19 protein-coding genes are annotated in these 12,665 nt (G+C 49.0%); 18 read left to right on the top strand and 1 reads right to left on the bottom strand.

All coding sequences use genetic code 11. The features are described from left to right. Positions 1-163: 163 nt before the first annotated feature. From A4S05_RS30795 to A4S05_RS30715, 17 genes are all read left to right on the top strand, one after another. Positions 164-1,039, top strand: a complete 876-nt coding sequence (locus tag A4S05_RS30795) for an alpha/beta fold hydrolase (RefSeq protein WP_069073577.1) — start codon at positions 164-166, stop codon at positions 1,037-1,039. Positions 1,040-1,246: 207 nt separating this feature from the next. After that, the gene (locus A4S05_RS30790) at positions 1,247-2,308 is read left to right on the top strand and encodes a zinc-dependent alcohol dehydrogenase family protein (protein WP_256091280.1); all 1,062 of its coding nucleotides are present in this window, start codon (positions 1,247-1,249) and stop codon (positions 2,306-2,308) included. Between the two features lie 231 nt (positions 2,309-2,539). After that, on the top strand, positions 2,540-3,205 hold the full coding sequence (locus A4S05_RS30785; protein ID WP_069073575.1) for a hydrolase: 666 nt from the start codon (positions 2,540-2,542) through the stop codon (positions 3,203-3,205). 133 nt (positions 3,206-3,338) lie between these two features. Next, a complete protein-coding gene (locus tag A4S05_RS39590; protein ID WP_084227331.1) occupies positions 3,339-3,509 on the top strand; it encodes an AraC family transcriptional regulator in 171 nt (56 codons plus the stop codon). 95 nt (positions 3,510-3,604) lie between these two features. Next, positions 3,605-3,973, top strand: coding sequence for a cupin domain-containing protein (locus A4S05_RS30780; protein WP_069073574.1), 369 nt, complete (start codon positions 3,605-3,607; stop codon positions 3,971-3,973). A gap of 54 nt (positions 3,974-4,027) precedes the next feature. Beyond that, positions 4,028-4,438, top strand: coding sequence for a UBP-type zinc finger domain-containing protein (locus A4S05_RS30775; RefSeq protein WP_256091279.1), 411 nt, complete (start codon positions 4,028-4,030; stop codon positions 4,436-4,438). A gap of 70 nt (positions 4,439-4,508) precedes the next feature. Then, positions 4,509-5,450: a DUF5996 family protein gene (locus A4S05_RS30770; protein WP_069073573.1), complete on the top strand. Its 942-nt coding sequence runs from the start codon at positions 4,509-4,511 to the stop codon at positions 5,448-5,450. Positions 5,451-5,498: 48 nt separating this feature from the next. Beyond that, complete coding sequence (locus tag A4S05_RS30765; RefSeq protein WP_069073572.1) at positions 5,499-5,723, top strand: TMEM175 family protein; 225 nt, start codon at positions 5,499-5,501, stop codon at positions 5,721-5,723. A gap of 332 nt (positions 5,724-6,055) precedes the next feature. Beyond that, positions 6,056-6,388, top strand: a complete 333-nt coding sequence (locus A4S05_RS30755) for a hypothetical protein (RefSeq protein ID WP_141699849.1) — start codon at positions 6,056-6,058, stop codon at positions 6,386-6,388. A 58-nt stretch (positions 6,389-6,446) separates the two neighbouring features. Beyond that, positions 6,447-7,544 carry an extracellular catalytic domain type 1 short-chain-length polyhydroxyalkanoate depolymerase gene (locus tag A4S05_RS30750; protein ID WP_069073569.1) on the top strand — a complete coding sequence of 366 codons (1,098 nt, stop codon included), beginning with the start codon at positions 6,447-6,449 and terminating at the stop codon, positions 7,542-7,544. A 435-nt stretch (positions 7,545-7,979) separates the two neighbouring features. Next, on the top strand, positions 7,980-8,315 hold the full coding sequence (locus A4S05_RS43795) for a CPBP family intramembrane glutamic endopeptidase (RefSeq protein ID WP_256091278.1): 336 nt from the start codon (positions 7,980-7,982) through the stop codon (positions 8,313-8,315). A gap of 63 nt (positions 8,316-8,378) precedes the next feature. After that, entirely contained in the window at positions 8,379-9,134 is a 756-nt protein-coding gene (locus tag A4S05_RS30740) for an SDR family oxidoreductase (RefSeq protein WP_069073567.1), read from the top strand. 58 nt (positions 9,135-9,192) lie between these two features. Next, entirely contained in the window at positions 9,193-10,137 is a 945-nt protein-coding gene (locus A4S05_RS30735; protein ID WP_069073566.1) for a zinc-binding dehydrogenase, read from the top strand. A 69-nt stretch (positions 10,138-10,206) separates the two neighbouring features. Further along, complete coding sequence (locus tag A4S05_RS30730; RefSeq protein WP_069073565.1) at positions 10,207-10,584, top strand: hypothetical protein; 378 nt, start codon at positions 10,207-10,209, stop codon at positions 10,582-10,584. A 78-nt stretch (positions 10,585-10,662) separates the two neighbouring features. Beyond that, the gene (locus tag A4S05_RS30725; protein WP_069073564.1) at positions 10,663-11,064 is read left to right on the top strand and encodes a RidA family protein; all 402 of its coding nucleotides are present in this window, start codon (positions 10,663-10,665) and stop codon (positions 11,062-11,064) included. Further along, positions 11,061-11,369 (top strand): SgcJ/EcaC family oxidoreductase, encoded by a 309-nt coding sequence (locus tag A4S05_RS43790; protein WP_256091276.1) that lies wholly within the window; start codon positions 11,061-11,063, stop codon positions 11,367-11,369. Before A4S05_RS30725 ends, A4S05_RS43790 begins: the two co-directional genes overlap by 4 nt. A 60-nt stretch (positions 11,370-11,429) precedes the next feature. Then, positions 11,430-11,867 carry a peptidoglycan-binding domain-containing protein gene (locus A4S05_RS30715; protein WP_069073563.1) on the top strand — a complete coding sequence of 146 codons (438 nt, stop codon included), beginning with the start codon at positions 11,430-11,432 and terminating at the stop codon, positions 11,865-11,867. Between the two features lie 128 nt (positions 11,868-11,995). On the opposite strand, the gene A4S05_RS30710 is transcribed toward A4S05_RS30715, so the two are convergent. Beyond that, positions 11,996-12,205 (bottom strand): hypothetical protein, encoded by a 210-nt coding sequence (locus A4S05_RS30710; RefSeq protein WP_069073562.1) that lies wholly within the window; start codon positions 12,203-12,205, stop codon positions 11,996-11,998. A 45-nt stretch (positions 12,206-12,250) separates the two neighbouring features. Between A4S05_RS30710 and A4S05_RS30705 the strand changes: the two genes are divergently transcribed. After that, positions 12,251-12,514, top strand: a complete 264-nt coding sequence (locus A4S05_RS30705) for an alpha/beta hydrolase (RefSeq protein ID WP_069073561.1) — start codon at positions 12,251-12,253, stop codon at positions 12,512-12,514. The last annotated feature ends 151 nt before the right edge of the window (positions 12,515-12,665 follow it).

Raw genomic sequence — 12,665 nt, 5'->3', positions numbered from 1 at the left:
CCCTGATTGCGATCGCGCAAGAAGTTGCTGAGTTGCTGAAACAAGCTTATCCGGTACAAGTTGGTCAAATCGATCGCGTGGAATTAGCGGATTCCAAATCTGAGCGTCGAAGTTCAGGCTGAAGCAGATCAAAACTTTTACACGCGCAATCAAAGGAAAAGAGATGAAAATACGCTACGGGTTTCGACAGGTTGGTGATGTCGAAGTGTTCTACCGCGAAGCGGGGGCAAGCGATGCGCCGGTAATACTGCTGTTGCACGGCTTTCCGACCGCCAGCCACATGTTCCGCGACCTGATCCCTCTGCTTGCCGATCGCTTTCGGCTCGTCGCGCCGGATCTACCTGGTTTCGGACAGACCAAGGCACCGCCACGCGGGACGTTTGACTACACGTTCGACCGCCTTGCAGAGGTAATCGAGGGCTTTACCGAGGCTTTGTCGATCGATCGATACGTACTCTACATCTTCGACTACGGTGCGCCAGTAGGTCTGCGTCTGGCGATGCGCCATCCTGAACGGATATCTGCGATCGTCTCGCAGAATGGCAACGCCTACCTTGAGGGTTTCAGTGACGAATGGGGGACGTGGGAGACTTATTGGCGCGAACCGAGCGCAGCGAACCGGGAAGTCTGCCGACCCTCATTCGCACCGGACACAATCCGGAACTGGCAGTATGGTACCGGAGCCGATCTAACCCTTTTGTCACCCGACGGCTACGAACTCGACATCGCTTACATGGGGCGAGCGGGCGCGGAGGAGATCCATCTCGATCTGATCCTCGATTACCGCAGCAACGTCGCGCTCTACCCAGCCTTCCAGTCCTACTTTCGCGAGCACCGTCCGCCGTTTCTCGCCGTCTGGGGTCGTCATGATCCGGCATTTCTGCCCGCTGGTGCTGCTGCTTATCAGCGCGATCTCCCGGATGCAGAGATTCATCTGCTCGATGCTGGGCATTTCGCGCTGGAAACTCATGCAGAGGAGGTGGCAAGGTTGATCCGCACGTTCCTCAATAGTGCGATCGGTTCCACTTTTGCCACTTGAGTCCACGGCGGCAAGACTGCCAAAGCTAATCAAAAACGGCCGACTGGTCGTCATTCCGGGTGGCCTCCATGCTATCAACTGGACACATGCCGATCAGGTGAATCCTGTCTTGCTTGACTTCCTCAAGAAAAACTAATCCAAAACTGGTTCAGATCCAGAGGTGGGAGGAAAAACCTTTTCCCTAAACGGTAACTACCTTACCAAATCATGCTGACTTGCGAAGTTGGGGAGAACTTACCGACACTGAGTGGTATCGAAATCCTGTCACTGTTTATTCTAAATCAAGGAGAGTTGTCACAGATGGAATCTATGAAAGCAGCCGTATTAACTGCGTTTGGTGATGCTGGGAAGTTTGAGATTCAAACTGTTCCCATACCAACACTGAAGGCGAATCAGGTGTTAGTCAGAGTTTGTGCAACCTCGATTAACCCGGTCGATTACCAAACTCGTCGTGGTGATTACAAAGAACTGGTTCAATTACCCGCCATTCTTGGAGTCGATGTTTCAGGGGTGATTGAGGCAATTGGCGAAGCTGTGACTGATTTCAAGGTGGGAGACAACGTGTACTACTCGCCGCAAATTTTTGGAGAATTCGGTAGCTACGCTCAGTATCATGTGGCTGATGCAGCGATTGTTGCATTGAAGCCTGCAAATCTATCGCACATTGAAGCAGCTTCTTTGCCGCTTGCAGGCGGAACTGCTTGGGATTGTCTAGTGACTAGGGGCAATCTACAAGTTGGTGAAACAGTTCTCATCCATGCGGGTGCGGGTGGAGTGGGTTCGATCGCAGTTCAACTCGCCAAAGCGATAGGGGCATACGTTTTTGCAACGTGTAGTTCTAGAAACCGAGATTTTGTGACAGAACTGGGTGCAGATCGAGTGATTGATTACAAGAATGAAAATTACGTAGAAGTCATTCGTCAAGAAACAAATGGATTGGGTGTGGATTTAGTTCTAGATACGATCGGCAAAGAAACAATTCAGCGTAGTCTAGAAATCATTCGCCCCTTCGGTAGGCTTATCAGTATTGTAGACATTGCAATACCGCAATCGCTTCTTGAAGCATGGGGTAAAAATCTGACGATTCATTTTGTTCTTTCACCCCAGTACCGAGCAAAATTAGAGGCTTTGACAAAACTCATCGAGCGTCATCAGCTTCGCCCAGTGATTGATTCAGTATTTTCCTGGGATCAGGTCGTTCTGGCACATCAGCGTCTAGAGCAGGGAGGAACACGGGGCAAAATTGTGCTGAAGTTTACAGAAAACTAGACCAGCTTTGCGGCGTTGGTAATTGCTAAACGGATCGGAGTTTGATTGTGTGCTGAAGGTCAATATTGATTGGGACAGGTCAATTCCCTGTTACTGGACTTTCTTCAGCAGGAATAATCAGCGATCTGCTTCATTTTTGGCTTGCGAAAAAACTCTGTAATTCATCAGTTGAGTCAGGCTCACACGCTAGAGCGTGTCTGCAAAGTAAATATTGAATGGGAACTTATAGCTATGTCTGAAAATCCAAAAATCGGCCTAGAAGGACTGCTTCGTCCAGAAGATAGCATCCTGATACTTATTGACCACCAGCCTTATCAGTTTGCCAACTTGAACAGCCATGAACCTACGATAATCATTAACAATGTTATTGGTCTTGCCAAATCGGCAAAGTTGTTTAACGTACCCACAATCCTGACCACAGTCATTGAAGAGAGAGGGGGTTACATCATCAAGGGACTACAGGATGTTTTTCCCGATCAAAAACCGATCAACCGCACTTTCATCAATACTTGGGAAGATCCAAACGTTACAGATGTAGTGAAGAAAAGTGGCCGCAAACAACTTATACTTGCTGCGCTTTACACCGAAATCTGTCTGGCAATGCCAGCAATCCAGGCGCTTGGTGAAGGTTATGAAGTATTCATCGTTACCGATGCTTCGGGTGGTGTTACTGCGGAAGCTCATGACATGGCTGTTCGCCGGATGGTTCAGGCTGGTGCAGTTCCAATCAACTGGATGGCTGTACTTGCTGAATGGCAACGTGACTGGGCACGCACAGAAACAACTGCGGGTGTATCAGATATTACTCTTGAGCATGGCGGTGCTAGTGCGGTTGCCCTTGCATGGGAACTTCAGCTCCTTGCAACAACCCCTCCAGTGACATCAGGTGGACATTAATACTTGAGGTTTTCTCTACGGAAGCAACAAGTAAAATAGGAGACAGCATTTTGAAAAAGATAAAATACTGTCTCCGTCTCAAGCGTTAGTGATTCATCTGTTGCGCCACTATTCTGAGGTCGTACAAATTATCATGCCTGAGAATAGAAGCTTAACTTACAGCCAATTGCAGCAGGCGATCGATTACATTCATGCTCATCTGAATCGTGATTTATCCTTAGCCGAACTGGCAAGTATAGTTAACATCAGCCCGACTTACTTTGCAAGTTTGTTTAAGCGAACGATGGGGATTTCGTCCCATTAGTACATGATTCAACGGCGCGTGGAACAGGCAAATTTCTACGCCAAAATTCACAGATTCTGAACTTGCTCCGATTGTGTAATTGCAAGCCTAAACTTATGCTGATCCAAAAACTAAACGACTGTGAAGAAATTATCGCTGGAGATGGAACTGTTCTGCGCGAACTGCTTCATCCTGACAAACAAGACATCAACTTGCGTTACAGTTTGGCGTATGCGATCTTGCCTGTTGGCAAAACTTCGATTCCCCATTCCCTAAAAACTTCTGAGGTTTATTACATCATTAGCGGTGTTGGCGAAATGTCGATCGACAGTGAAGTTCGTCGCATTGAACCAGGCGATGCGGTTTACATTCCTCCAAATGCAATCCAGTTCCTTCACAACTACGGCAACGAACCTATTGTTTTCGTTTGTCTAGTTGATCCAGCTTGGCGCAAAGAAGACGAAACGATTTATGCACCAGTCTAATTCATGCAAATCTCACTGTTAGGGGATTCAAATTCGCGTTACTGCAATTGTTCCGTGAATTTTGCACAAGCGGCAACGGGGTGCTTCGGCGACTACGCCCAGGAGAAGGACGCGCCCCTAATTTCAGATTTCACATCAGCCTCAATCATTCTGTTCACCGTTGTCTTCTACCAGGGATACCAAAAAACTATGACCTGCGAACATCTCAACAATCTAACTGTGGAAAACCTGATTTCTAAAGCAGCCTATCCCATATTTCGTTGTGAAGAGTGCATTAAAATAAATAGCCGCTGGGTACACCTCCGGATTTGCCAAACCTGTGGCAAAATGCTGTGCTGCGATTCTTCTGAGCATCAACATGCTCGCCGTCATTATGAAGCAACCAATCATGCAGTGGTTAGTTCGGCTGAATTGGGGGAGCAGTGGTTATGGTGTTTTGCAGATGAACAGGGAAAAAACTATTGATAGCGATTCTGATTTCATCTAGATTTCCTTCTCATTTCTTCAACATGTTCTCCTCATGTGGGTGATTTTCATGGCTGTTTCTAATCAAAGTACTCCCATTGACATCGTTTGGCCCAGTTTGCCCTTAGCAGCTTGGCAGGATACCTATGCAACTCTCCATCTATGGACGCAAATCATCGGTAAAATCCGGTTGGCACTGGCACCTAAACTCAATCACTGGTGGCAATCTACTCTTTATGTCACACCGCGTGGACTAACAACCGCTTCAATCCCTTGCGGAACTCGTAACTTTCAAATTAGCTTTGATTTTCTCGACCACCAACTACAAATCGACACTAGCGACGGCATTACTAAAAGAATTGCACTGGCTCCTCGCTCTGTGGTAGATTTTTACCAAATGGTGCTAACTACATTGAGCGACATCGGCATCGAAGTCCGAATCTGGACGATGCCGCAAGAAGTGTCAGAACCAATCCCGTTCGATCAGGACTATCAACACGCAGCTTATGATCCGGAATATGCACAACGGTTCTGGCGAATTCTTGTGCAAGTCGATCGGGTCATGACCTTATTCCGTTCCCAGTTTATTGGTAAATCCAGCCCTGTACATTTTTTTTGGGGCAGCTTTGATCTTGCTGTGACTCGTTTCTCTGGTCGTCGTGCGCCAGAACACCCAGGGGGAGTTCCGAATATGGCAGATTGGGTCACACGAGAAGCCTATTCACACGAAGTCAGTAGCTGTGGTTTTTGGCCGGGGGGTGGGTCAGTGGTGGAGCCTGTTTTTTACGCTTATGCTTACCCTACGCCGGAAGGGTTCCATGATTACCCGATCCAACCCACAGAAGCTTTTTACAGCTCAGAGATGCAAGAGTTTATCCTACCCTATGAAGCCGTGAGACAAACTGACGATCCAGATGCAATGCTCCTTGCTTTTTTCCAAAGCACCTATGAAGCAGCAGCCAATTTAGGATATTGGGATCGAGTAGCCTTGGAGCGTTCCCCAACTGTGTAAGGCTAACAAATTGCAAATTGCTGAAGCAGACAAGGAGCATACCCAAAAATGGTTAAAGGTAGGTTAGAAGCATTCAGTGATGGGGTAATTGCTATTATCATCACCATTATGGTACTGGAGTTGAAAATACCTCATGAGTCAGATTTAGCTGCGCTACGTCTGCTGATTCCAACCTTTCTAAGCTATGTGTTGAGTTTCGTGCATATTGGTATCTACTGGAACAATCACCATCACCTGTTTCTGTCACTATACCCAAAAGATTTCAGGGTCTAGAAGCATAACCGAGTATTTCAATGTCTGAAACCATTATTGTTGCGTTACTGGATTGTCAGTAAGTCCTAACATTGGAAGGATAACTTGTCTTTTGACTCAAAATGGAAGCATAAAGCTATCCGCGAGTCCCAAAAAGGAAGTATCTTTTAAACCTAATAAAAACGTTGCTTCAACACTAGTTCTATTTTTTACATCCTCGCTGAGCTTAAGTTTGGGGCTTAGAACCATAATTTGTCCTTTTGGCGATTGGAAGCATAAGCCGTCCTTTTCTGCCAAGTTATCTTTCCAGTGACACCTTTATGTGATTTTTTGGATATTTTTGGAAGGTAAAGTTGGACAACCATTTTTGGAAGGTAAAGGTGGACAACCTGTCCAAAATCTTCTTCAAGTCACAGTTGCCTGTGGCGCTTTATGGTGTGGTTCTATTGCTGGCTGCGATCGCCTACTTCACTCTGACCCGCACACTTATTTTTCACCACGGTCAAGGTTCCACACTTGCGAACGCTCTGGGTCGGGATTTTAAAGGCAAGTTATCGGTATTGATTTATGCAGTTACCATTCCACTTGCTTTTGCAACCCCTTGGCTTGCATATGCATTATACGTTCTGGTTGCAGTCCTGTGGCTCATTCCCGATCGCCGTATTGAAAAGACGTTGAACTCATAAATGGTATTTGCTGGCGCGGGCTGAATTTTCAGCACAAGAATGAAAGGAATTGATCGCTATGAAAATTTTTTCTGATCACCCGCAAGAACGAAATCTGGACGAAGTGTTCGAGTCCGATCAATCGCGGTCAGACCTTCCTCGTAGGCGATGGCGATCGCTCTGGATCACCTCTAGTATCCTCGTCACAGGTGCGATCGCCATCGGCATCGTCACTGCGGCTTTCCAGTTTGGGCTGCCCTGGTGGATGCAGGCAGGAGACCACAATCATATGTACGAAAGCGATATCGGTTCTCTGCGTTACCAGGTTCACCTTCCGCCTCAGTTTGATGGCACAATCAAACTGCCAGTGATCATGGCGATTCACGGCTGCGGAATGACGGGTTACGGATGGAACTCAATGAAGTCCACAACGCAGTTCAACCGCTTGGCTGACAGCGAAGGCTTCATCGTTGTCTACCCGACACAACGGATGTTTCGCAACATGATCAATTGCTGGAACTCGACTGACCCACGAGAGCAGCACCGCTACAGCGGAGAACCTGCGCTTCTCGCTGGCGTTGCCCAACAGGTGGTCGAGGCGTACAATGCAGATCCAGCACAAGTACATGTCGCCGGTGCCTCGTCGGGTGCGGGTGCTGCCGTTATTCTCGCCGTGACCTACCCCGATGTCTTCGCAACGGTGACATCGGTTGCAGGGGGCGAGTACGGACTGAACCAGGTGAACCCGGACAACCCTAATTCCACGCCACCAGACTACACTGCACGTCAGGCGTGGTCGCAGATGGGCGATCGGGCGCGGCAGGTGCCACTACTCGTTATCCAAGGTGAGGAGGATGCCGTCGTTCCGCCCCTCGTTGCCACTCGGCTGGTTGCACACTGGACTGCGGTAAGTGATTTTGTTGATGACGATCTGCTTAACGACAGCCTGAACCTACTCGAAAAGACGACAACGGTGCCTTCAGAACAGGGCAAGCATTCGTACACCCACACTACCATCACTGCGCCGGACGGTTCATCTCTCATTGAGTCGTATCTCGTCCAGGATATGGGACATGTCTGGCCGGGACCTGCTGGAGACGGCATTTATATCGATCATGCCGGTCCCGATGCCAGTGCCATTATCTGGAATTTTGCCAAGCGCCATCCGAAGTCGTAGTCAGTCGGAGCAACGTTTTGAAAGGAGTTCATCATCATGTCTCAAGATTCTTTTAACCACCCCCCGGACTTAGGAAAGACTGCCGCATCCTCGTCTCAACCTAACAAGGTTCCCCGTCCAGGTTTGCCCGAATGCATTGTTGGTCTTGTCGTCCTTTTCGTTGGGTTTGTGGGCGGCTCGCAACTCTCGCGGCTCGGACTCGATCCTGTGGTCTACGGACTGGTCTTCAGCGCTCTGTCTGGTATCGCTGGCATTGCAGGGTTTGCAGCCGCTGTGCTGCTACGCATTCGTTCCCTCAGACCCTTCGGCGTTCGTCGAACCTCGCGGCGGTGGCTCCTCATTGGAGTCGGAGTCGGACTGGTTGCTTTCGTCCTCAAAGGACTGGCGATTCTGGTCTGGATTCAAATTACTGGGAACACCGAAAATATTCAGGGGGTGTACGCTCAGGGTGGCAGCGGCGGGGTGCTATCTCTGGTTCTGGCTACGGTGTTTTTTGGTTTTCTCACCCCCCTTGGCGAGGAGTTGCTCTTCCGGGGTGTGATCACTACTGTTCTGCTCCGCTACAGTCGTCCGATTATCGCAGTCGTGGGCAGCACCTTGATCTTCGCGATCGCTCACGGCATTAATATTGTCTTTCCTGCGGCTGTGGTAGCGGGTCTTGCCACTGGCGAAATCTACCGCCGTAGTGGATCAGTCTGGACTGCTGTTGTCGTTCACGTCGTTTTCAACTTGCCCACAATTCCGGTGATGGTAGCTGCTGGCACGGGCTAATAGGACGGATAGGAGTTTGATTCTGTGCTGAAGGTCAATCTTGATTGAAACAGGAGAAGTAGGATGATATTGCAAGGTAAAGTGGCTTTAGTAACTGGAGGCGCATCGGGAATTGGTCGAGCTACTGCGATCGCCTTCGGTGCTGCTGGAGCCAAAGTGGTCTTCTCGGACATCCGCAGTGTAGAAGGTGAAGAAACTGCTGATTTGATTCGCGAGACTGGGGCGGAATGCTTGTTCGTGAAATCAGATGTATCAAGTGAGGCGGATGTCCGGGAATTGGTGCAGAAAGTGATCGCGACCTACGGCAGACTCGATTGTGCTTTTAACAATGCTGGCATTGATCTTGCTGTTAAACCACTGCACGAACAATCGATCGAGGATTTTGACCAGATCATGTCGATCAATGCACGAGGGCTATTTCTCTGTATGAAATACGAAATTCAGCAGATGCTAACCCAAGGTGCAGGCGCGATCGTGAACAATTCGTCCACCAATGGTCTTGTTGCGCTGCCGGGAATCTCTCCCTACGTTGCCAGCAAACACGCGGTGATGGGGCTGACACGCACTGCCGCACTTGACTATGCCAAACAGGGCATTCGGATTAATGCTGTTAATCCCGGTCCCATCGCGACTGATCTAATGGCTCGTAGCGCTGACCAGATAGGCATAACGTTCGATGATCTTGGGTCTATGGTTCCGATCGGTCGGATCGGTCAGGCAACAGAAATTGCTCAAGCGGTGGTATTTCTCTGCTCCGACGCTGCCAGCTACATCACTGGGCAACCCTTAGCGATCGATGGTGGATATACAGCGAGTTGATTGAAACAGTTCTATCTAGAACATGAAACCATAGCCCTCTACACACAAGGATATTGCGATGCGTAGACTCGTGAGTTCACCAGATGCCGTTGGCAACCTCACCTTTCAAGACACTGAAGTTCCTACTCCGAAGGCTAACGAGTGCTTGATTCGCGTCAAGGCATTTTCTATGAATCGGGGCGAACTGAAGCGATCGCAAAATGATCCACTGGGTACTCCAATTGGCTGGGATGTCGTTGGCGTTGTTGAACAAACGGCACAGGACGGTAGTGGTCCACCCACAGGGACAAAAATTGTCGCCCTCTCCATCCGCTCGGAGGGCTGGGCAGAATATGTAGCAATTTCGACTTGCTTTCTGGCTATTATTCCCCAGAGCATATCACATACCGATGCCGCCACACTGCCCGTCGCAGGGTTAACAGCACTGTATGCAGTGGAAAAGGGATCTCGTTTACTAGGAAGTCGGGTGCTGATCACAGGGGCAACAGGGGGAGTAGGACTCTTCGCCATGCAGCTTGCTCGGATGATGGGAGCCAGCGTCGTTGCCCAAATTCGTCAGCCAGCGCAAGAAGCATTTGTGCGAGATTACGGCGCGGATGAAGTGGTGGTGACCGAGACTGGGCAAGAAGCCGAGCAGTTCGTGCCTTATCGACTGATTGTCGATGGAGTAGGAGGTGAATTGGTCGGGAAGCTAACTGCGTTTTTGGCTCAAGGAGGCACCTGCGTTTGTTATGGCAGTAGCAGCGGCAACGAGATGAAGTTGTCCCTGGCAGACTTCTATTCCGAGAATGGAGGACAGCGAACGCTTTACGGGTTCACGCTGTACACCGAAGTAGATCTGGAAAGTGCTAGTTCTGGGCTGGCTCGTCTGCTGAGGTTAGTTGAGCAGGGGCGGCTCAAAACGCATGTTGATCGAGCAGTTTCGTGGCGTGAAGCAGACGTAACGTCGGCTGATTTGATCGGGCGCAGATTTTCAGGTAAGGCTGTGCTGCATGTGGACTAATTGTTGTTCATCGGCTGAGTCATGTCAGCCACCTAGGAATAGATTATCGCGGAGCTTTATTTGCAAAGAATGAAACGATTTACCTTGTTTACTTTCCTGTATCTGGCGCTGGGAGTTTGTCTGAGTGCGATCGCGCTTGGATACCCAAACCTGCCTTCGGGTCTTCAAACAAGCTTGTTCATTAGTGCAGGAGCGTCCTACATCGCTTGTATTCTCAGTACCTTTCCATTTTGGCGTGAGACAGCGATCCGCTTCTATCGCAGGCGGAATTCAGCGGTAATTCTACCCTGGTTGGTGATTGGATTCAATATTGTTTGGATGCTCTGGGAAGTTCAGAGTCAGAACTGGGCAATGGAAGCCATTTTACAAGCGTTTTCGCGGCTAATAGTTGTCTTACTGTTTGCAGAAATCATTGTGATTACATGGCAAGTGAATTCTGAACATTAGGGTCTAAATCGGATGATGCCGAAACAAACTCGTTTCAGCAACGCGAGATAGAGTCAAACGTACTACATGAGAAACACCATGAATAAGCCCAAGTTTTTTGTTACCCCTGGTTATGGGGAATATCTGTTAAATCAATTGCATTACTCGCAAGCGGTAAAAATTGACAATCGAGTGGAGATATCAGGGCAAGGTGGCTGGGATGACAATCTGCAAATTCCCGAATCGCTTGCAGACGAGATTGCTCAGGCGTTCCGGAACGTAGAACGAACCTTGGCGACGGCTGGTGCGGGTTGGGAGCATGTGGTTCACGTTAATTCTTACCATGTTGGCGGGTTCCCCCCGGAGGTTAACGAAGTGATGTCCAAGCTATTTCGTCATTATATGCCCAACCACGCTCCAATCTGGACACAGGTAGGAGTCGCGGCGCTTGGACTACCCACGATGCGGATTGAAATTCGCGTGACTGCAATTGTTCCGTGAGTTTTGCAAGCGTTAATAACACAATTTATGCTGCTCGAAAACTGGTCTATCACTTAAAAGGAGAACTCAAGAGTGTGAATTCACAAACAGATCAAACCACCACTAATGCTGACGAGTCGGCAATCCGTGCTTTCCTTCACCAGATGATTGATGCTTGGAATCGAGGTAGCGGGGAAGGCTTTGCTGCCCCGTTCAGCAAAACTGCCGATTTCCTCACGTTCGAGGGCACACATCTCAAGGGTCGAAAAGAAATCGCTGCATTTCATCAGCAAGCGTTACCTCGTTGCAGGTCTCAAAGCGAGTAGAGTAATCACTCCGACGCAAATTGATGCGAAATAAAACCAATCTCCATCAGGAGGACAATCATGAAACCTCAACTCATTTTCGGAGTACTAACGATCGCAACAGGATTGTTTGGAGGTTCATTCACTCATCCCGCGATCTCACACAGCATTCCTCCACAACAAACCTCCCCCATTCTAATCGCCACTGCCTACACTGATTTAACCTTACCTACCTTACGCCAAGGCGATCGCGGCAGAAACGTGCAATTGTTACAGCGCATCCTTCAAGACAATGGCTTTTTAGGAGCCGCAGGTGTGAGGTTAGGCAATCCAAGAGGGGCGATCGTCGATGGCATCTTTGGTGCGGTCACAACGTCTGCGATACGCGATCTCCAGCGACGATACAGAATCCCAGTTACAGGGCGAGTCAATCCAACCACCTGGGAAGTCCTGGATATGCACGAAAACCCCTATCGATCCCCGCTTCCCTGGAAACAACAGAACATTACACAACCATAAGCCACAGAAGATTTCTAATGAACCGAAAGATTCTTTCAACCAAAATCATAACTACAACCACAATCGCAATCACAATTCTGTTCGGCGTACTCCTACTGTTCAATTTTCCATCCCTGGCTCAAGTCAGTTCACAAGTGATTCCCAGAATCGAAGTGATCGAAGGTTTTGAAGGGATTCCACCCAGCTACCGTTTGGTCATCAGCCTGTCGCAGGACAATGTTTATGTCTTCTGTCCGACTGACTTCGAGCCACAGTTGAACTATCTGCGAAATGTGAAGGCGATTCAATGTAAGCCGTTTACCAGTCCCTAGAAGTAAACCAGTGAGGGGCAACAGCATAACAACTCACACCACTTTGTTGCTTTGAACAGAGGAGAGATTCAGATGTCAGAGAACAATAAAGCAATTTTAGAAGCGGCAAACGCGGCGATCGCGATCACCAACATTCGCGGCGGCTCCGAATATGGCAAGGCATGGCACGAAGGCGGCATCAGCCTCGCCAAGACGCTCGGCGCGAGCCTGCTGACCGTCGAGGGCGAACAGCACGGTGTAGCCCTCACCGCCGGCAATGCGTGTGTCAACGACATCCTCGCTGACTACCTCATCGGTCTCAAAATCCCCGCAGACGGCGTTCGCTGCGTCCTTTAGGCGCGTTGGGATACTGAGTCCATCTCGCAACAGCTTACGCCATAAGCTATTTAGAGCATTCTGCAATTCCTCATTCCCAATAACTCAAATTAGGATCAATAACTCATGTCTACATTCAAGTACAACCGGTTAGACAAAAATAATGCTGCGG

Origin of the sequence: Nostoc sp. KVJ20, assembly GCF_001712795.1 — a bacterium.
GTDB lineage: Bacteria > Cyanobacteriota > Cyanobacteriia > Cyanobacteriales > Nostocaceae > Nostoc.
The sequence above is the reverse complement of the archived record's forward strand: the minus strand, read 5'-3'. Positions and strand labels throughout refer to the sequence as shown.